This is a genomic window from Candidatus Zixiibacteriota bacterium (assembly GCA_020853795.1).
Classification (GTDB): Bacteria; Zixibacteria; MSB-5A5; order CAIYYT01; family CAIYYT01; genus JADJGC01.
Genome location: JADYYF010000079.1, coordinates 1 through 19,361, shown reverse-complemented (window position 1 = coordinate 19,361; position 19,361 = coordinate 1). Strand labels below are relative to the sequence as shown.

Annotated in this window: 18 protein-coding genes; 9 read left to right on the top strand and 9 right to left on the bottom strand. The window is 59.0% G+C overall.

Annotation, left to right across the window (positions count from 1 at the left end; all coding sequences use genetic code 11):
- On the top strand, window positions 1-212 hold a 212-nt coding region (locus IT585_06240), incomplete at its 5' end, for a hypothetical protein (GenBank protein ID MCC6962833.1).
- 39 nt (window positions 213-251) lie between these two features.
- Window positions 252-734: a GNAT family N-acetyltransferase gene (locus tag IT585_06235; protein MCC6962832.1), complete on the top strand. Its 483-nt coding sequence runs from the start codon at window positions 252-254 to the stop codon at window positions 732-734.
- A gap of 25 nt (window positions 735-759) precedes the next feature.
- Here IT585_06235 and IT585_06230 read toward each other — a convergent pair whose 3' ends face one another.
- From IT585_06230 to IT585_06215, 4 genes are all read right to left on the bottom strand, one after another.
- Window positions 760-1,302, bottom strand: coding sequence for a DUF1858 domain-containing protein (locus tag IT585_06230; protein ID MCC6962831.1), 543 nt, complete (start codon window positions 1,300-1,302; stop codon window positions 760-762).
- Window positions 1,299-2,555 carry a DUF438 domain-containing protein gene (locus IT585_06225; GenBank protein MCC6962830.1) on the bottom strand — a complete coding sequence of 419 codons (1,257 nt, stop codon included), beginning with the start codon at window positions 2,553-2,555 and terminating at the stop codon, window positions 1,299-1,301. The genes IT585_06230 and IT585_06225 overlap by 4 nt, the downstream gene beginning before the upstream one ends.
- A 19-nt stretch (window positions 2,556-2,574) precedes the next feature.
- Entirely contained in the window at window positions 2,575-3,666 is a 1,092-nt protein-coding gene (locus tag IT585_06220; protein ID MCC6962829.1) for a 4Fe-4S binding protein, read from the bottom strand.
- Window positions 3,667-3,843: 177 nt separating this feature from the next.
- Entirely contained in the window at window positions 3,844-4,521 is a 678-nt protein-coding gene (locus tag IT585_06215; GenBank protein ID MCC6962828.1) for a Crp/Fnr family transcriptional regulator, read from the bottom strand.
- Between the two features lie 572 nt (window positions 4,522-5,093).
- On the opposite strand from IT585_06215, the gene iorA reads away from it, so the two are divergent.
- The 5 genes from iorA (at window position 5,094) to IT585_06190 (ending at window position 12,468) form a co-directional block, all read left to right on the top strand.
- Window positions 5,094-6,872 carry an indolepyruvate ferredoxin oxidoreductase subunit alpha gene (gene iorA, locus IT585_06210; GenBank protein ID MCC6962827.1) on the top strand — a complete coding sequence of 593 codons (1,779 nt, stop codon included), beginning with the start codon at window positions 5,094-5,096 and terminating at the stop codon, window positions 6,870-6,872.
- Window positions 6,873-6,884: 12 nt separating this feature from the next.
- Window positions 6,885-7,487, top strand: a complete 603-nt coding sequence (locus IT585_06205) for an indolepyruvate oxidoreductase subunit beta (protein ID MCC6962826.1) — start codon at window positions 6,885-6,887, stop codon at window positions 7,485-7,487.
- Between the two features lie 849 nt (window positions 7,488-8,336).
- Entirely contained in the window at window positions 8,337-9,404 is a 1,068-nt protein-coding gene (buk, locus tag IT585_06200; GenBank protein ID MCC6962825.1) for a butyrate kinase, read from the top strand.
- A 500-nt stretch (window positions 9,405-9,904) separates the two neighbouring features.
- Window positions 9,905-12,160, top strand: a complete 2,256-nt coding sequence (locus IT585_06195; protein ID MCC6962824.1) for a hypothetical protein — start codon at window positions 9,905-9,907, stop codon at window positions 12,158-12,160.
- Window positions 12,151-12,468 carry a hypothetical protein gene (locus IT585_06190; protein MCC6962823.1) on the top strand — a complete coding sequence of 106 codons (318 nt, stop codon included), beginning with the start codon at window positions 12,151-12,153 and terminating at the stop codon, window positions 12,466-12,468. Before IT585_06195 ends, IT585_06190 begins: the two co-directional genes overlap by 10 nt.
- A gap of 7 nt (window positions 12,469-12,475) precedes the next feature.
- On the opposite strand, the gene IT585_06185 is transcribed toward IT585_06190, so the two are convergent.
- The 3 genes from IT585_06185 to IT585_06175 all read right to left on the bottom strand — a co-directional run bounded on the left by IT585_06185 (window position 12,476) and on the right by IT585_06175 (window position 13,783).
- Entirely contained in the window at window positions 12,476-12,676 is a 201-nt protein-coding gene (locus tag IT585_06185) for a hypothetical protein (protein MCC6962822.1), read from the bottom strand.
- A gap of 214 nt (window positions 12,677-12,890) precedes the next feature.
- Window positions 12,891-13,457, bottom strand: coding sequence for a TlpA family protein disulfide reductase (locus IT585_06180; GenBank protein MCC6962821.1), 567 nt, complete (start codon window positions 13,455-13,457; stop codon window positions 12,891-12,893).
- A gap of 119 nt (window positions 13,458-13,576) precedes the next feature.
- Complete coding sequence (locus IT585_06175) at window positions 13,577-13,783, bottom strand: hypothetical protein (GenBank protein ID MCC6962820.1); 207 nt, start codon at window positions 13,781-13,783, stop codon at window positions 13,577-13,579.
- A gap of 211 nt (window positions 13,784-13,994) precedes the next feature.
- Here IT585_06175 and IT585_06170 point away from each other — a divergent pair, with 211 nt between their 5' ends.
- Window positions 13,995-16,139: a DUF1926 domain-containing protein gene (locus IT585_06170; GenBank protein ID MCC6962819.1), complete on the top strand. Its 2,145-nt coding sequence runs from the start codon at window positions 13,995-13,997 to the stop codon at window positions 16,137-16,139.
- 39 nt (window positions 16,140-16,178) lie between these two features.
- Here the strand turns inward: IT585_06170 and IT585_06165 are convergent, their stop codons facing one another.
- Together IT585_06165 and lptC are read right to left on the bottom strand one after the other, a co-directional pair.
- Window positions 16,179-16,724: a hypothetical protein gene (locus tag IT585_06165; GenBank protein ID MCC6962818.1), complete on the bottom strand. Its 546-nt coding sequence runs from the start codon at window positions 16,722-16,724 to the stop codon at window positions 16,179-16,181.
- A complete protein-coding gene (gene lptC / locus IT585_06160; protein MCC6962817.1) occupies window positions 16,699-17,253 on the bottom strand; it encodes an LPS export ABC transporter periplasmic protein LptC in 555 nt (184 codons plus the stop codon). Before lptC ends, IT585_06165 begins: the two co-directional genes overlap by 26 nt.
- Before the next feature lie 88 nt (window positions 17,254-17,341).
- Between lptC and IT585_06155 the strand changes: the two genes are divergently transcribed.
- A partial coding sequence (locus IT585_06155; GenBank protein ID MCC6962816.1) for a VCBS repeat-containing protein occupies window positions 17,342-19,361 on the top strand: 2,020 nt, incomplete at its 3' end.

The window sequence follows — 19,361 nt, the reverse complement described above, 5'->3', positions numbered from 1 at the left end:
TGCGCTGGGCGGGCGGACTGGTGCTGGATATCCGCACCGACATCGAAGGCAAGGAAACTTCGTCCTTTAAGAATCGACTCCGTGAACTGCAACAAGCCATCGCGCGCCCCTTCGGCCATGAGATCATTACCTGCCGCATGCCCAAGGAAAATGCGCTGACCCTCTACCGTACCGCGCGACCCGGAGTGCCGACACTGCTTATTCCGGCTTAGACCGCCTTCCGCACCAGGCCGGGCAGAACGCAAATCTCTATGCTTGAACGCCGCATCTCCTTCGACCGACCTGCCGGCGCTTGCAGCGTCCGCCGGGCACGACTCAGCGACCTGGACCGCATCGTTGAACTCGAAAACCTCAGTTTCGAATTTGATCTATTCACCCGCGCCCACTATCGCTACCTGATGGTCAAAGCTAATTCCGTGGCCCTCGTGCTCGAACGCAACGGCCGGCTCATCGGCTCGGCGGTGCTGCTCTTTCGACGCAATGCCCGCAACGCTCACCTCTACACCATCGCGATCCGTCCCGATATGCGCGGGCGCGGATATGGTGCGCGCTTACTGAAGGTCTGCGAAGGCATCGCCCGTCGCCGCAGCTGCTACCGGTTGACTCTGGAGGTGCGGGCGGATAATCGCGCCGCTAAGAAGATGTACAAGAAAGCGGGTTATTCCATCCTCGAACGTGTCGAGGCCTACTACGAAGATGGCTGCGATGCGCTCCGCCTGATGCGGGTGATCTGAGCGACTGCCGCGTCTTGCCCGAAACTCAGACTTCGAATTCGTTCCGGCAGAAGTAAGAATGCACCGCCCCGTCGCTCTGACGCTCGGAGTAGACGGCGAATCTCTTCTTGGCGACGGCGTCCAGAAGCGGCGCCGGCACAAACGGAGTAATCAGTTCATACACCTTCCCGGCCGCCAGTTTCTGCAGATCAGACATCACGCGGTTAAGCGGGTGCTCGCCCGCTTCCAACAGTGGCGTAGCATCGAGCGACTGCGCGATCCGATCCGCTGCCAACCAGCCCGGCTTACCGGTGACTGCGTCACTCTTCTCCTCACTTTGCCACTGCGCTTCAATTCCCAACTCGCCTCTCAGCGTGTTGATCAGCGTGCCGATCGCCACATCGCCGATCTTCGCCACCTGTTGTAATGTGGCCACCTTGGCGACCGTCTTGCGCAGCAGCGGATTGCGCAGCTTGGCGTAAGCCGGCGACAGCTTCATCAGCGGCGCCTCCAACTGCGGGAAACGATCGAGCAACGGGCCGATCTTGGTGTCGGGCGTGATTGTCAGAATCTGATCTTGATTCGTCATCGGACGGGCTCCTTCTCATCCTTCGCGTACGACAGTAATCGCTGCTCTCCGCTCAGCGCGCGCTTCTCCGTCAGATCCTGGCTGACCTCCAGCGTGCCGAGGTAATTGCCCTGCTTGTCGCGCAGCGCGAAATATTCGATATGAATGAATTTGCCTTTGAGATTAATCCAGAACGGCGCGCGTGTCTCGCGGCCCGACTTGAAATCCTCCAGGATCCTCTGCACGATATGCACGCTCTGCGGCGGATGGCACAACTGCACCTGCCGGCCGAGGATCGCGCGATTGCGGTCGAAAATCCGTTCCCGCCCCTGCGTGAAGTAGCGCACGGTGTCGTCCTTGTCCACGAACGTCAGATCAAACGGAATCGTGTTCAAAATGGCGTTCAGTTCCGTGGGCGTCATGCTGCCGGACGGCAACTGGATCCGCCCCGCCGCGGAGACGCCTTCGCCGGCGGTCACCTCGACTCCCGATGGCTGCCACTCGTCTTTCGGATCGTACAAGCAGAATCCGATCTCGAGACTCTGGCTGTAAACCTGCCACCACTCCTGCTCGGTGAGAGTGTCAAGGCACATCGGGAAGAGAATCTGCTCCTCCTTGAAGATCATGTCGGCGATGCCGTCCGCGGCCGGTTTGAACACCAGCTCCACCAGCGTTCGTGCCTCGTCGACCGACAGTTCGGTCGCATGCTCGAACGTCTCGATCGCCGTCCGCAGCAACTCGCGAATCTGGTCGTGCTTCCCCCACATCACGGTCGGCGGGCCGGTAATGCCGTGTTGCTCCAGAAACGGGAAGACGAGATTCTCTTTCCGTCGGTAGTGCTTGTCAATATCTGAGAGCTTGTGCAGGTTGACGCGGATTTCGGCCACCGCCTGCGTCACCGCCGGTGCATCACTCGATTTCCGGATGACCTCATAGCTGCGCTCCAGTGCCGACAACTCCCACTCAATCGCGCGATTCTCTCTCAAAAACGTGTCCACCGGATGCCCCGCCGGTGCGGTCTTGGCGCCGCTCTGATCGATGTCCCCCTTCAGCACCGCGCTGTGGATGTCGCACAGCTTGAGCACTTCGGTGAGGGGCAGTCCCTCTTCAATGAGTTCCTTCTCGACGACCATCACCTCGTTGTAGGGCACCTGGCCCAGCACGCGCTTGAGTTGCGTCTTGACCTGCTCCGGCGCCTCTCCCTTGTGCAGTTGCAGGATCAGGTGCTTGAGCAGCTCCCTGCGCTTCTCGGCATTGTTAATCAGTTCGCTCATCTACGTCCTTCACTTCCAATTATCGTTGTGGTGCTCCGACCGGGACTTGTGGGCTCTGCTCGTGCATCCGCCCCAATCCTTCGGCATCGGTCGGATGACCGTAACCTTCGAGATATTGCTGATGGTGAATATATTCTTCCGTCGTGACCCGGTTCTGCCAGTAGCCGGTCAGCATGCCGAGTCCGGTGATGGCGACAAAAATTCCCACCGTCGCGATCGCCGTCCACCGCTTATGCACCGGCTTGCGGGTAATCAGCGATTTGACCTCCAGCGTGTCGGCCACCGGGCACACGTCGACGCAACTCATGCAGGAGGTGCATTCATCCGACCACACCGTCTTGACCTTGTCGACCTTGATAAACGCCGGACACTTGAGCGCGCACTTGCCGCAGTCGATACACGACACCGGATCGCGCTTGATCTTGTGCGGCGACAGAAACGAAGTGATCCCCAGCAGCGCGCCGTACGGACACAAATTGCGGCACCAGAATCCGCGAAACGGAATCGACAGTAGCACCAGGATACCGATTACGATCAGCGCGAACTGCGAGATCTGTGCGAAGAAATAGTACATCTTGATGTCGGCGACGATATTGTACGGGCTGTCGAGAAAAGCCTGCAGCGCCAGTCGCCCCATTGAGAAGAAGATCGCGTAGACGAAAAACGCCAGCAGCAGGTACTTGAGCGAGCGCAGTGGATAGTCCAACCAGCGCGGCATTTTCAACCGCCGGCGGAAGATCTTCTCGCCCAGATCGCCCAGTGCCTCCGAAATCAACCCCACCGGACATAACCACGAGCAGAAGGCTTTCCCGAACACTATCGACAGCGCAATAATCGCGACCAGAATCACCAGCCCCGCCGGATGCGCCGGATGAATCTCACCGGAGAGGAGGAAATAGTACAGGCTCATCAGCGAGCTGATCGGCAGGAAACCCTCCACGCCCGGGGGGCGCTCGCTATAGGCCGCCGTGCCGCCCGATTCGAGGTATTTGACGAAGAAGTGGAATTCGATGCCGATCCAGACGCACAGCAGTGCAAACGCAATCTGTACCGCCAGCCGCCACTTCTGAATCGGCTTCTGCCGATTCTTGACGACCTTTGGCTTCGCCATGCCTGTTTGCGCACCGCTGTGGAGTTGGGCAGTACTGCCCGGCGACTGCCGCTTATCGACCTGGTGGTTGCTTTCGTTCACGATTCACTCCTGACGGCTACCGCATCTGCGTGCATCTTGCCGTCGCTGATAGAATCGGATAATGGGCTTGTTTAGTCCTTGATTTAAGTCAAGCGGTCAGAGCTTTTCACCGCTCGCGATCGCATCCAGCAGGGCCGGATCGAGGATGGTGATGCGTTTGTTGTCGACGGCGATCGCCTCCAAGTCCTTGAGTTTCTTGAGGCTGCGCGAGAGCGTTTCGCTGATCGTGCCGAGCTGGCTGGCCAATTCCGCCTTTGTCACATCAAGGTCAAAAGTGTCGGCCGCCAGTTTCTGCCTCTGCCGCAGGATGAAATTCGCCAGCCGCGCCGGTACCTCGCGCAACGAGAGATCTTCCAACTTCACGGTAAATTCCCGCAGCCAGCGTGAAAGACTGGCAATGATCTTGAGTGATATCGCCGGATAACGCGTGATCAACTGCACGAACTGGTCCTTGGGAATGAACGCGACCTCGGAGTCCTCGCCGGCCACGGCATTGGCCGGAAACGTCTTGCCGCGAAAAATCGCCGCCTCGGCGAACATCTGCCCCGGCGTGATCTGATGCAGCGTGAATTCCTTGCCGTCCAGTGCCGACTTGTAGATCCGTACTCGCCCGGACAGTAAAACGAAGAACCCCGTCGCCGGATCGCCTTCAAAGAACAGCATCTGCCCGGCATCGACCCGGCGAAACTGCGTGATCTCCGCCAGCGCGGCAAACTCATCGCCGTCAAGTTCCTGAAAGAGAAAAGTCTTCTGTAGCAGACTGCGTTTCGGCATGGCTGATGAATAGCCCATCCAGCCTTTGCGGACAAGCCAAATCTGCCGGCCCGTGTTGACCGAGCAGGCTACGTCTGGAAAACCGAGAATATCGATAAGAGCCAGTAGCCCACCGTGATTCTGTAGCCCACCCGGAGCGCCAGCGAAGGGTGGGATCACTCTTTTCCCCTCACAGAAACTCGAAAAAAGGGTTGCCACTGTCTTGTTATCCGATTAACTTGTGAAAAGATTCACATCGCCGGTTGGCGGTGCGAATAGCAGTCCAGTGTCAGGTCGCGCTGCGCGGGGTGAGGCGCTCAAGGGCATGTGTTCGATGTGCGCTGTTGCGACCTGACACACAAGAAACGCTCGGCGCTCCCTGCTCACTCCCCTCGGGGACTGAGTCGGACGTCGCTTGGCGCGATTGTCGACTGCGTCTGATGGAGCTGTCAGTGCGAGGAGCGAACGCGGAGCCGCCTTGGCCTCGTTCGCGATGACGGCGACCATCCCGTTTCAATCCTTCCTTTCGGGAGAGGGGAAGTGGTGAGGCTTCATTCGATGATTGTTCTTCTTCCTCATAAAGCGAGTCAACCATGAAACAACTTCTATCGGGCAATGAAGCGGTGGCACGGGGGGCGTTCGAGGCCGGCGTTAAGATGGCGGTGGGCTATCCCGGCACACCCTCAACCGAAATTCTTGAAACGATGGCCGTCCGACATCGCTCAGTCTATTCGCAGTGGTCGCCGAACGAGAAAGTCGCCTTCGAGGTCGGCATCGGCGCTTCCATTGGCGGCGCCCGCGCCCTGGTCACCATGAAGCATGTCGGCCTCAATGTGGCCGCCGATCCGCTGATGACCTTTGCTTACACCGGTGTCAATGGCGGCTTCGTCGTCGTCTCCGCTGACGACCCGGAAATGCACTCCTCCCAGAACGAACAAGACAATCGCATTTTCGCCCGCTTCGCCAACATCCCCTTCCTTGAACCCGCCGACTCCCAGGAATCCAAGGACATGCTGGTGGCGGCGTACGAAATCTCCGAGCGCTACGATACGCCCGTTATGCTCCGCATGACCACCCGCATTTCGCACACCCTCGGCATTGTCGAACTCGGCGAACCGGTCAACCTGAAAGAGCGCAAATTCGTCAAGTCGCCCGAAAAGTACGTGATGATTCCCTCCAACGCCCGCGTGCGCCACGTCGTCGTCGCCGAGCGACTCAAGGAACTCGCCAAATATTCTGAGGTCACGCCGTTCAACCGCGTCGAAAGCAACGGCTCCAATATCGGGATTATCTCCGGAGGCGTGGCCTACCAGTATGCCAAGGAAGTGGCGCCGCGGTTTGACTACTTCAAGATCGGTTTCGGCTACCCCTTGCCCCTCGATGCCATCCGCAAATTCGTCGAACAGCACGAACGGGTGCTGGTTGTCGAGGAACTTGAACCGGTCTTCGAGGACCAAATCAAGGCTGCCGGCATCTGGGTCGAAGGCAAGAAATTCTTCGGCGCTCTCGGAGAGCTGTCACCCTCGCGGGTCGCGCAGGGTCTGAAGGACGCCGGCCTGATCGACGAAGTCGTCAAACCGGAAATCACTCAGGAAGAGCTCTTCCCGCGTCCGCCGGTGCTCTGTCCCGGCTGTCCGCACCGTGGCGCGTTTATGGCCCTCAAGAAACTCGGCGTCGCCGTCACCGGCGATATCGGCTGCTACACGCTCGGCGTGCTCAAACCGCTCAACTCGCTCGACACCTGCATCTGCATGGGCGCATCGATCGGCAACGCCATCGGCATGGAGAAAGTGAAGGGCTCTGAGAAGGGCACCGTCGCCGTGATCGGCGATTCCACCTTCTTCCATTCCGGCATCACCGGCCTGCTGGATGCCGTTTACAACCAGTCGAACGTCACCGTCATCATCCTCGACAACCGCGCCACCGCCATGACCGGCGGCCAGGAACACCCCGGCACCGGCCATACTTTGATGGGCGATCCCGTCGGGCGGGTCGATCTGCACGAACTGGTTCAGGCGCTCGGCGTCAAGAATTTCGAGGTGGTCGACGCCTACGACTACGACGCGACCCTCGCCTGCATCAAGCGCCAGATGGAAACCCCCGGGCCTTCCGTCATCGTGACCAACCGCCCTTGCGTACTGATGCCGAAACGCATCATGGACGAACCCTATGTCATCGACGCCGAACTCTGTAACGCCTGTTCCGCCTGTTTTCGGATTTCCTGCCCGGCCATCGCCGCCTCGCACGAAACCAACGAACACGGCAGTCCCAAGGCCATCATCGACGAAACGCTCTGCACCGGCTGTACGCTCTGCGCGCAGATTTGCCCCACCGAGGCGATCGTGCTCAAGAGCCAGTTTGTGAAAGTGTAACGGAGGTAGCCCATGACCAAGCAAGCTTATGACATTCTCATCGTCGGCGTCGGCGGCCAGGGCGTTCTGCTCGCCTCCGAAATCATTTCCGAGGTCGCCATGCACGCCGGTCTCGACGTCAAAAAATCGGAAATCCACGGCATGTCCCAGCGCGGCGGCGTCGTCACCTCGCACGTCCGCATCGGCCCCAAAGTCTATTCGCCGACCATCCAGCAGGGCGAGGTGGACATCCTGATGGGCTTCGAGAAAGCTGAAGCCCTTCGTTTCGCCGGTTGGATGAAAGCCGCCGGCACCGTCATCGTCTCGCACACGACGCTCGTGCCCGCGATTGTGACCTCGACCAAGGGCCTGCATTATCCTGAGGACGCCATCGACGACCTCAAGAAGAAGATTCACAACGTGATTGACGTCGAGGCCGACAAAATCGCCGCCGAATTGGGCAATCCGCGCCTGGTCAACACGATTCTGATCGGCGTGCTTTCGAACCTGCTGCCCTTTGACGAGAAGCTCTGGACTGACACCATCAAGTCGCAGGTGAAAGAAAAATTCGTCGCCGTCAACCTGCAGGCCTTCGCCCGCGGACGGTCAATCCACCTGGCGGCGGTATCACCGTAGGGGCGACCCTTGCGCTCGCCCAATGCTGCGACGTCACTGTATTTTTCGCGCCGTCAGGAATCCGTTCCTGACGGAAGCGGCGAGACTCATCGGCAGCGGTTAGATACATGAGATTGGCTGCACGTGTTGCTGGTGTAGAGGCGAACGATCCGATGTTCAGAGAAGAAGGGAGTATGCTAATTCCGAAGTTCGTAATTCTGATATTGAACGCGATTTGCATGCAGACTGCGGTTGTGCTCGGTGAGGTCTCACTCAGTGGAGATGCGGACAGAGATGACTACAATGTATATCGTCAAGCACTGATTGTCCTGTCTCCAAATGATTCGGGACCGTCAAGATGGTTGGTGGCTGACTCAGTAGTGTCTCTTGGCATATACTCCGGATTTGGAGATCGATTTCGCAGAAACATGGATCTGGACAGCACCATGGCTCGGGACTACGATCGCAAGAATCAAGCACGCTGTGTACTCGATTCTTTGACTCTCCCAGCCGATGGCTTGGTATGCTTTCGGTTTAACGAATACCTTGAGTCCGTTGGAAAGCCTTTTTGGACGAGTTTTCGGGAAGACTTTCCGAGTTTCCGCGGTTTCGTCCGGCTGTCTCGGGTTGGCTTCAACGCTGATCGAACACTCGCGCTGCTATTTTGCGAGACAAGCTGCGGCAGTCTCTGCGCTGAAGGGCAGTTCATGATCTTTCGACTCGTCGAAGGGAACTGGCAGTTGCTGATTCGACGTGTGCTCTGGGTAAGTTGACCTCGGTGGCAACTTGCCATTCATGCGCATGACATCCGGAGCTACTTGGCACCAGTAATCATCAATTCGGTATATGCAGTTTGACAAGGATACCCCTATGCCCACCTACCTCATCATCATCAACCCCGGCTCAACCTCGACCAAGGTCGCGTTGTTCGACGGGGATAAGAAAATCGCCGAAGAAACCATTCGGCACGACGCCCACGATCTGGCGCAATTCGACAACGTCGCGGATTCGTTCGAGTACCGCATGAACAACATCAATCCCTGGCTGGACGGTCTCGGCGTCGACCTGAAACAGGTGAAAGCCGTCGTCGGCCGCGGCGCGCCGGTCAAGCCCCTCGCCGGCGGCTCCTACGCCATCAGCACGCAAATGCTGGACGACCTGCGTACCATGAAATACTCCAACCACGCCTCCAACCTCGGCGCCATCATCGCCCACCACCTCGGCGAGCGTTTCGGCGTGCCCTGTATGATCACCGACCCGATCACTACCAACAATTTCACCGACATCGCGCGCGTATCCGGCATTCCCGAAATCCAGCGCAAATGCCGCGTGCACGCGCTCAACATCAAGGAAGTCTGCCGCCGCGAAGCCGCCAAAACCGGCAAGAAGCTCGAAGAGGTCAACTACGTGTGCGCCCACATGGGCGGTGGTGTCAGCGTCGCCGCGCTCGAGGGCGGCCGCGTCGTCGATGTCAACGACGCGCTGCTCGGCATGGGGCCCTATTCCCCTGACCGCTGCGGTGCGCTCCCGATCGGCCCGCTGGTCAAACTCTGCTATTCCGGCAAATTCACCGAGAAGGAGTTGCTCGACAAACTGTCGCGCAAATCCGGTTTGGTGGCCTACATCGGCGCCGCCGACCTGCGCGAGTGCGAGAAGATGATCCGCGAGGGCGACGAGAAGGCGCTGCTCTACTTCAACGCAATGGCCTACCAGATCGCCAAGGAAATCGGCCAGGCAGCAGTGGTACTCAAAGGTAGATACGAAGCCATTGTCCTGACCGGCGGCATGGCCAAGTCACAACGCCTGGTGGATGAAATCAGCAAGTACGTCGGCTTCCTCGGCAAAGTGATCGTCGTTGGCGGCGAATTCGAGATGGAAGCCCTCGCCGCCGCCGGCATGCGCTTCCTCTCCGGCCAGGAGCAATTGAAAGACTATTAGCGACGCACGTGTCCAAATTCCCCTCTTGAGAGGGGTGGATCGAGCCCGCCTGACAAAGCGCAGAGCCATCTCCACCGCTCCGTTCGTCAAGCTGCCACTCCTGCCTCCCCTCTGGCGGGCTCGAGACGGGGTGTGTCCTTCGCCACCATACCGCTTCCACTGAGTCTCCCCACCCGCATCGCAACAAAGCCAGTTGTTCTCCTGTTGCGTCGAGTCTTTTCGTCCTCCACAGCCGGCATCCAACCCGCGCCTCATGAGCATCCACTTCACTCGCCGAAACCAATTCCCCCTCAGCAAAGTGGCCAGGGGTTGTATATGTTGCTGTCCGCTCCAGCCACTACCTTCGAGCGTTCCGAAGCTGACACTTCAAACGACGAGCCGCATTGTCCTCCCCTCTCCTCCTGGGAGAGGGGCCGGGGGTGGGGGTGCCTCCCTCCTCAATCCTTGACCCGCACCCGCGCCGACAATACATTTCCTCGTCACAGGATGTGACCGCACGCATGAACCAATTCCCCAAACGCCGTCCCGACCTGCTCGTGCAGGTAGAACGTGTCCAGGAGGTTGACTACTACACCGTCAAGTCCCCCGACACCGGCAAGTTCATCCGTCTGCGCGAGCCGGAATTCGGCCTCCTCAACCTCCTTGATGGCGCTCACTCTTTTGCCGACATCGCCGACGAATTCATCCGCACCTTCAACCTGACGATTACCCCGCCGGCCGTCGAGCAGTTCGCCGAGAGCCTCGGCAAACTCGGCTTTCTGGAAGGCGTAGAAGCCACCCGCCGCGAAGCGCGCAAATCGATACTCTTCGTCAAACTCAAAGCGTTCAACCCTGACGCCTTCCTCAATCGCACCTATCCGCTGGTCAAATGGCTCTACTCCTCGCCGGCCGTCGCCTTGCAGATCTTGCTGATCATCATCGGCATCAGCGTCTTCTTCGCCAATCTCGAGAATTTTCCCTTCAGCCTGATGGCGATCCTGACTGCCGGCGACGTCGTCACGATCATCGTCGCGCTCTTTATCGTCATCACCGTGCACGAATTCGCCCACGCCTACGCCTGCAAACGTTACGGCGGCGGCGTTCGCGAGATGGGTTTCCTGCTGCTCTATTTCCAGCCCGCCTTCTACTGCAATCTCTCGGATGCCTATCTCTTTCCCAAGAAACAGCAGCGCCTGATCGTGATGTTTGCCGGCGTCTTCTTCCAACTGCTCCTCTGGGCGCTCTTCGCGCTGCTGTGGCGGCTGACGATCGAAGGGGTCTGGCTCAACCGCGTCTTCTACTGGACCGCCGCCGTCTGCTTCGCGACTTTGGTTTTCAACCTGAATCCCGCGATCAAACTCGACGGCTACTACCTCCTCGCCGACTACCTGCAAATCCCGAATCTGCGCCAGAAGGCCTTCAATCACATCTGGACCCGAATCAAAGTTCGCCTTTTCGGCTGCGCTGACGACGCGCTCCTGCAGCCCGGCGCCCGCGAACGCAAAATCTACTGGCGCTACGGCATCCTCTCTTTGCTCTACTCGGTCGCGCTCATCAGCTTCATCGTCTACCGCGGCGGCCAGTTCTTGATCGGCCACTGGCGCGGCACCGGATTTGTCTTGTTCGTCGCTCTTTGTTTCCTTATTTTTGGACAACCAATTGCGACATCAGCCGGACGCCTCAGGGATGTATGGCGTGAAAGGAAGCAGGTCTGGATGAAACCGAAGCGCATCGTCGGTTACGGCGTGACGCTGGTGATAGTCGTATTGCTCGCGCTGCTGATCCGTGTCGGGCAAACCTCCGGTGGGGCAGCGCACCTGATCGCTGCCGAATCGTTTGTCGTCACTCGCGTAGCCCCCGCACTGCTCGAAAGCTCGCATTATCGCGGCGGCGTCCTCGAGAAAAACTCCGCCAAGGTCTTCCAACTCTCCGCCTCCGATTTCGCCGTCACCCAAATCCAGCCGCTGGTGTCGGTCGGCGATACCGTTGCCGCCGGTGACACGTTGCTGATCATCAACTCGACCCTCAACAGCGGCCTGCTGGCGGAAGCCGAGTCCGACCTCAAGAAGGCTGAAGCCGACCGCCGCCTACTGCTCTCCGATCCCAAGGCCGAGGAGGTCGCCAAGAAGCGCTCGGAGATCAAGGAAGCCGAGGCCAAATACGAGGCCGCGCGCAAAGAATTCAATCGCGTCAAAGAGCAGCACGCCAAGCAACTGATCTCGGAGTCGGAATACGAGCGCGCTTCCGCCGCTTTCAATGTCGCCAGCTCAGTCTGGGACACCCGCAAAAGCGAACTGAAACTGCTGCGGTCCCAGCCCAAAGCCGAAGAGGTTGAGCGCAGCGACGCCGAGATCGAAAAACTCAAATCGCGCGTCCAGTATCTGACCGATCAGTTTAATGCTTCCGTCATCCTCAGCCCGTTCAACGGTGTGCTGGTCGGCGTTTCCGAGACCAAGGATCTGCTGCATCTGGCGCGTATGGACTCGCTGGTGGTGGAAGTTGATCTTGATGAAGCCGACCTCGATATCCTCTCTACCAACTCGAATGTCGAGCTGCGCGTCAGTGCTTTTCCCGGCGTCAAACACCATGGCGTCGTCACCAAGCTGGCGCTCGCGCCGCATCTGAAAGCGGTAGCGACCGTGCCGAACGACGACCACCATTTGCTGCCGGAAATGACCGGATATGCCAAGGTCGACTGCGGCAAGATTTCCATTGCCGGACTCGTGTGGCGCAAGATTTCCCGCTTCTTCCGCCTTGAATTTTGGTCGTGGTTTTAGAACAGGAGAAGCCCAGACGTAAAGTCAGCTTCGTCGCGATCTACACGACGATCTTGCTGCTATTGGTGGCAATGACCGCCTACGTCTTGTTTTTCAGCTCCGACGCGACGGGGAATGAAGGGGTCTTCGCGGTCTTGATTACTGCGCTGGTCGCAATCAGCCCGGTCAGCCTGATCCTCGGCCTCCTCAGCGTTTGGGGCGCCAAAGCCCACCCGCAGCGGCGTTGGCTCTATTTGCTGCTCGCGTTTGTCTTCTTCCTGCACGTCCTCTTTTCCCTCTACTGCATTATCCGCTACTTGTCGTTCTGATTTCTTCTCAGATCTCGATCTGTGGCCGGCAATCGCTGGCAACTGCTGCCGCCGGACTAGTGACGGCAACCATCTCGGCTGTCTCGCGTCGCTGCCGCTGCGAATTAGTGCGCGGCCGGTGCTCGCAACTGAGGATCAGCACAATCAGCGCCAGCGAGATGAAACTCACGAGGTGGTAGGGGCTGACAAGGACACGTAAGCTCAACATGTTCCGCTCCGGTATTTCGCTTGTTATCCAGAATACAGATCTTTGGATCAAGACCGGATTGTAGAGCAGAGGAAGTGCCGAAACCGCAGGGAATCCTGAGCGAAGGTAAGTTGTTGTGCGCCAACGACGGCCGACGCATCGACGCGGGTTCGAGCGGAAACTTGAAGCGACCCGGCAGTTCAATCCTTGAGCGGCTGTTCAGCGATTGCCGGCGCTAATTGCTTAGCTGCTCCTGGATGGCAGCGGCATCGAAATTAACCCGGTGATCGTAAGTAAACATCCGGATTGTGCCCGACTTGCCGACGACAACCAGCAGCGGGAAATCGGCGACGCCGAAATCACGCATGAAAACGGCTGCGGTATCACTGTAAATCGGAAAGGTCAAACCATTGTGCTTGGCGTACGCTTCGAGATTCTCCGGCTCGCCGAAGGAAATCCCGACGACGCGCTCGCGGGGAATCTTGCCTTCATCGATCAGGCCCTGCCATTTCTTGGTCATGCTCTCGCACGGTGGACAACCGGGCTCAAGAAACATGAAAATCGACCCGTTACCGGAGTACAAGCGGGAGGTTGGAATCGCTCCCGGCGCGGTCGACACCAACTCCAAATTCGGAAAGGTCGATCCGACGAGGAGCTTGGATGATGGCCCCTGGGAATAAAGAAAATCGCGGTCCTGCGCCGCCCGCATCTCGCGAAACGTCATGCCGAGATATACGCCGACGGCAGCGAGCGCCAGAACTAACGCCCCCAGCCCGGCCTGCTTGAGAATTCGCTTCATCATGACTTGGAACCGTAATCACTCATCGTTTTCAGTTGGCAAACAATCCGGCGGGGTCCGGCCGAAACCGTCACCCCGCCGGGCGATGCATTGGCATTCGATCAACAGGGCTGATCGCCTGCCTAGCAGGTAATGATGGCCGGGCAATAAATCACACCGCCGGCCGGCTTGCAGACTTCTACGCCAAAGCTGTTGATACAGCACTTCAGCGGCGTACCTTCACAACTACACTTGTAGTAGCAGGGACCGGCATCGGCTGTCGGAGCGGTGGCGCCAAAAATAAAAGCCGCGACAAAAACCACGAGGAGAACACCAAGGACTTTACGCATCAGATATCACCTCCCTCCACTGTAAAGCTGGATGAATTACGATAAAAAGGATCGTACCAGTCTGTCAAGAGTTTAATTAGCAGATTTGCTGACGACATAACATCTTCTCGCTGACAGGCAAATGCTTTGGCCCCTTCCGCCGATACCATGAGAGATGAATCTCAGAATCAGTCCATCGGAACGGCCGGCCGACGCGGCAAGGAAAAGCCAGGTGAACCAAGTCAAATTCTGCTTCGGAATCCATAATCATCAACCGGTCGGCAACTTCGGCTGGGTCATCGAAGAGGCCTACCAGAAATCATACCTGCCGTTTCTTCAGCTTCTGTCGCGCTATCCCGATTTCCGCATCTCGTTGCATTTCACCGGCGTGCTGCTGGAGTGGATCAAGCAGTACCATCCCGACATGTTCGATTTACTCGGCTCGCTCATCAATCGCCGGCAAGTGGAACTGCTCACCGGCGGCATGTACGAGCCAATTCTGCCGGCGATCCCCGACCGCGACAAGCGCGGGCAGATCGAGATGCAGACTGAGTTCATCCGCCGCGAATTCGGCGTGACGCCGATCGGCATGTGGCTGGCCGAACGTGTCTGGGAGCCGACGCTGCCGATCCATCTGCGCGCCGCCGGTGTGAAGTACACGATTCTCGATGATATCCATTTTCGTTACTCCGGCCTTTGTGCCGACGAACTGGATGGCTACTACCTGACCGAAGACCAGGGCGCCGCCCTCGGCCTGTTCCCCATCGCCAAACGCCTGCGCTATACGATTCCCTTCGCCGATCCCGACGCCACCGTCAGTTACCTGCGCGGTCTTGCCGGCGGCGATGGCCACCGCCTTGGCGTCTACGCCGACGACGGCGAAAAATTCGGCGTCTGGCCGAGAACCTACGAACATTGTTTCGTCGATGGCTGGCTCGAACGATTCTTGCGCACCATCAGCGAGAATCTCGACTGGATCGAAATGCTCACCTTCGGCGAGGCCTTCGCCCAATTGCCGCCGCGCGGCCGAGTCTACCTTCCGACCGCTTCCTATTCCGAGATGAACGAATGGGCTATGCCGGCGGATGTGATCGAGCATTACGACGATTTCGTTCATCGGCTGAAAGAACTCCACCTTTTCGATGCCCATGAGGCATTCATCAAGGGCGGCTACTGGCGCAACTTCCAGACCAAGTATGCCGAGAGCAACCTGCTCCACAAGCGGATGCTCTACGTCAGTGAACTGCTGGAACGCAGCCGCAAAAGTTTGACCCTCGAGGACTACGAATCCGCCCGCCAACTGCTCTTCGCCGGCCAATGCAATTGCCCCTACTGGCACGGCGTCTTCGGCGGCCTCTACTTGCCCCACCTGCGCGGTGCCGTGTATCAGGAAACCATCGCTTCGGAAGCGCTCTTGCGTCGCTCGCTCGGCCAGGCCAAATCCGGGGTCATGGTCGAAGTCGCCGACTTCGATTGCGACGGCGCCGACGAGATCATCGTTACCGGCAAAGCGCAGAAAGCTTTCATTGCGCCCGCGCTCGGCGGCGCCATTGTCGAGCTGGATCAACTCGACATCGCCAAGAACCTGGTCGATGTCGTCAGTCGGCGCAAAGAAGGTTACCATCGCAAGCTTCTGACTCCCCCCGATACCGCCGCCGCCGGCACGAAGTCGATCCACGATTTGGTGCTGGTCAAGGAGGATGGGCTGGAGAAGCTGTTGCTGGAGGACAACTACCGTCGCGCCTTCTTTGTCGATCACCTTTTTTCTCCCGGCGAATCGCTCGAACGCTTCGTCTTGTCTCATGCGGCCGAACTGTCTGTCCTGACCGCGCACAAGTACGACCATCGGCACGAATCCACTTCTCAGGGCCTTGCGGTCACGCTCACGGCGGCGCCGACCGTTGCGACGCCCCTGGGAGAGGTGCAAATCGAATCATCCAAGCGTTTCCGCTTCGCCGATTCCGGCGGTTCCATCGTCGCCCAGTACCGGTTGCATAACCCCAGCTCCGCCACGCTGGTCGCCGACTTCGGCGTTGAGTTCGGCTGCGGCAGCTTCACCTGGCCGCCAAACGAATCTGAACTTCGCGCCGCCGGCCATCCGGCTGACCTCACGGCGCCGCTAAGCATTTCCAACTGCCGCGAGGTGCTCCTTCACAGTCGTCTCTACGACTTCGCGCTCCGCTGGCGCGTCAAATCCGCCGCCGAATGGTGGTCACATCCGCTCTACACAGTGTCGCTATCCGAGGGCGGCTTTGAAAAAGTTATGCAGGGATTGATTCTGGTGCCGCGCTGGCCCATTCGACTTGCGCCGGGCGAATCGTGGGAGACCGAAATCACCCTCGACTTCTTTACCGAATTCAGTCAGCGGAAATCTTGAGCGGAAGATTGCGGAATGGATCGGCAGGGAAGTAGCCCGTTACGGTCGGAACGCGCGCAATACCGGCAGATACTCCGGCCAAAATTGCTCGACCTCGGATTCTGAAATCAGCTTCCCCCCCAACGACAGCAAGACAAAGGATTCCCCGACCCGTTGATACCAACCAGTATTGGTGGCCCCGAAGGCCGACAGCGGTCCGCAGGAGATCAGCACCGGCTGCGGATTCTCAACCCCGGCCCGGGTCAGCTCCTGTGCCGCACTCGATGCTTCAAACAGATCGGCGCGGCAGAACCGCAACGCCGTTGCCTTCGCCACCTCCGTCACCGACTCGCGCCGCGGATCGTCGCGATAGACTGCTGCCAGCTTGTCGCCCTGAAAGACCGGAATCAACCAGAAGTCCTTCTTCTTCTCGCCCACCCCGACCACTTTGACCGGCGTGCCGACCGAATCCCCCTTGAATCCGTCCTGGCTGCGCTCCTGTTGCGTCAGCTTGCGCAATTCCGCCGGCTTCAGCTCAGCGGCAAGTGCGACCGCAGCCAGCGTCAACGCCAGGATGAAACTAACGATTGTTCTTGGCCGGTTCACTGAACGTCCCTCGCGGATTGCGTTTGATGATCGTCTGTTCCAGCCGCTGGTCCGTCTCCAGACCGTAGCCGGTGAGAATATCATCGCCCCGGTAGATTTCCACGTACCCCTCGGTGACAATCTTCTCCGACTTGGCGTCCCAGCGCAGCGAATCGGCTTGAATCCGGCGGTTGTCGGTGCGCCACGCCTTGACATGCCCCATCGCGCACATCGAGTTCGAGCGCTGGCTCACCCGCGCCGAATCGGCTGTCAGCGTCGACGTGTGGTTGCCCAAAGAATCGAAGAAGAACATCTCGACTTGATAAAGTAAGGTCGTATCAATGCGCGAATAGATCTTGAGCGAGTCCGACTTGATCGTCCCTTTGCGGATGCCGTCACTGGTCAGGTAGATTTCGGCATTGGTCATGAATTGATCCGGTGCGTTTTGCGCTGCGCTCCGCGCCGGCGCCAACTCCGATGAATTGTCGCCGCAACTAACCATCAGCCAGCCGCAGGCCAGACACCCGATCATGACAATCAGCCGTCGCATACCTCTATTATACTTCAATGATCGGCAAATTGGCAGATGAATTCTCCGCCGGCCGCGGCGGGTTGACAACGAGGGGAAATGGACTATATTGGTAGCTGTTACACCCCTGTTTCTTGCCGGCCGCCGGGTAAGAGGAGATCGACTGCCGACGCTCAATCTTATGACGTACTGCCTGCGTGTTGCCGCCGTGCTCATGCTGCTGCTTCTGACCGGCGCCGCTTCCGCCCAGTATACGCGCCAGTACTCTCCGTTCCCGGTCATGCGCGACGGCGATACCATCGCTCTGCCGTTCTACGGTGGCTTGAACAATCCCAAGCCCTCGCTGGTCGATTTCGACGGCGACCTGCTGATTGACCTGCTGATCGGCGACCCGCAAGGGAAGTTGCAGTACTTGCGCAACACCGGTTCGGCCGCCGTGCCGCTCTGGACCCCGGTCACCGAACGCCTCGGCGGCATCGATATCGGCGCCTGGCACCGGCTGGTGGACATCGACGCCGACGGCGATCTCGACCTCTTCTGCGACAACCTCGCCAACGGCATGCGCTACTACCGCAATCAGAGCGTCGGCACGAATATCAGCTTCGTCGAAATCAGCAGCAATTTCGGCGGCATCGTCAGCGGCACAAACAACACTCCCGACTTTGTCGATATCGACGCCGACGACGACCTCGACTTCTTCCTCGGCGATCCCGGCGGCCAGTTGGTCTTCTATCGCAATACCGGCACGCCGAATCTGCCGAATTTCACTTTCGTCACCGACTTCTATGACAGCATTCTGGCCTTCCCCGGAGGCAGCGGTCCCGGGCTGGGCAATGCCGCCGAACCCCTGCACGGCTTCAGCGCCATCAACTTCGCCGACATCGACAACGATACCGACCCCGATCTGCTCTGGGGTGATCTCTTCAACCCCAATCTCTATCTCTTCCGCAATAGCGGTACCGCCGCCGCCTCGGATTTGACGTACCTGACCGACACCTTTCTCGCGGCCTCGTACTCTACTTTCGGCTTTAATCATGCGCCGGTCGCGGATGTCGACGGCGATGGCGATCTGGATATGGTCATGGGCCTGGCCAACGGCGAAAACCTCGACAACCTGCGTTTTCTCCGCAATACCGGCACACCAGTCGTGGCAAATTTCCTGCTCATCGATAGCAACCTCGTCGACCAAATCGATCTGGGCCGTAGCAGCTTTCCAGCGCTCGCCGATCTTGACGGCGATGGCGATCTCGACCTGCTGATCGGCAACGGTGACGGTCGGCTGACCCACTTCGCCAACATCGGCTCCCGCAGCAACCCGGTATTTCAACACCTGACCGATTTCTTCCAGTCCATCGATGTCGGGTTCTCCTCCATGCCGGCGATCGTCGATTGGGACCGCGATGGCGACTACGACCTGCTGATCGGCACCGAGCTCGGCTTCATCCAATATTGGCGCAACGACGGCGATGCGTGCAACTTCACCGCGGTGCTGGCGTCGAACCAGTACGCCGGCATCAAGACCGACCAGCTCGCCGTGCCGGTGCCCGTCGATCTCGACCGCGACGGCCAGACCGACCTAGTCGTCGGTGAGTGGGACTTCAACGGCCTTGCCAACGTCTTGCTCTACGAAAACACTGGCACCACCGGCAACCCCCAGCTGACCCTGATCACCAAGACCTTGCTCAAGAAAACCGCGCGCGATTTCACCATCCCCCATGCCGTGGATTGGGACAATGACGGCAAAACTGATCTGCTGCTCGGCGGCCGCGGCGCCGGCTTGACCTGGTATCGCAACACCGCCGCCAATGGCGCTTTTCCCGATTCCCTCACCCTGATCCCTCAGTCCGATTCGCTGAGCTTCGGCGACGTCGGCCTGCGCGTGACCCTGACCCGCGGCGACATCGACTCCGATGGCGACTTCGACCTGATCATCGGCGAGGATGACGGCGGCATCAGCTTCTTCCGCCGCGACGGTGGCACGCCTTTTAAGCCCGGCGATTCGGACGGCAGCGGCGCCTGGTCGATTTCCGATGCCGTCTATCTGATCAACTACATCTTTGCCGGTGGCCCGCCCCCGACACCGCCGGGGAATGGCGATGCCGACTGCAGCGGCGCCGTGTCGATCTCCG

Excerpts from the sequence above, each read along its gene's own strand:
- IT585_06230 (MCC6962831.1), bottom strand. The coding sequence starts at position 1,302 with ATGACGAATCAAGATCAGATTCTGACAATCACGCCCGACACCAAGATC.
- IT585_06235 (MCC6962832.1), top strand. The coding sequence starts at position 252 with ATGCTTGAACGCCGCATCTCCTTCGACCGACCTGCCGGCGCTTGCAGC.
- IT585_06180 (MCC6962821.1), bottom strand. The coding sequence starts at position 13,457 with ATGATGAAGCGAATTCTCAAGCAGGCCGGGCTGGGGGCGTTAGTTCTG.
- IT585_06215 (MCC6962828.1), bottom strand. The coding sequence starts at position 4,521 with ATGCCGAAACGCAGTCTGCTACAGAAGACTTTTCTCTTTCAGGAACTT.
- lptC (MCC6962817.1), bottom strand. The coding sequence starts at position 17,253 with ATGCGACGGCTGATTGTCATGATCGGGTGTCTGGCCTGCGGCTGGCTG.
- IT585_06185 (MCC6962822.1), bottom strand. The coding sequence starts at position 12,676 with ATGTTGAGCTTACGTGTCCTTGTCAGCCCCTACCACCTCGTGAGTTTC.
- IT585_06175 (MCC6962820.1), bottom strand. The coding sequence starts at position 13,783 with ATGCGTAAAGTCCTTGGTGTTCTCCTCGTGGTTTTTGTCGCGGCTTTT.
- IT585_06225 (MCC6962830.1), bottom strand. The coding sequence starts at position 2,555 with ATGAGCGAACTGATTAACAATGCCGAGAAGCGCAGGGAGCTGCTCAAG.
- IT585_06205 (MCC6962826.1), top strand. The coding sequence starts at position 6,885 with ATGACCAAGCAAGCTTATGACATTCTCATCGTCGGCGTCGGCGGCCAG.
- iorA (MCC6962827.1), top strand. The coding sequence starts at position 5,094 with ATGAAACAACTTCTATCGGGCAATGAAGCGGTGGCACGGGGGGCGTTC.
- IT585_06195 (MCC6962824.1), top strand. The coding sequence starts at position 9,905 with ATGAACCAATTCCCCAAACGCCGTCCCGACCTGCTCGTGCAGGTAGAA.
- IT585_06220 (MCC6962829.1), bottom strand. The coding sequence starts at position 3,666 with ATGGCGAAGCCAAAGGTCGTCAAGAATCGGCAGAAGCCGATTCAGAAG.
- buk (MCC6962825.1), top strand. The coding sequence starts at position 8,337 with ATGCCCACCTACCTCATCATCATCAACCCCGGCTCAACCTCGACCAAG.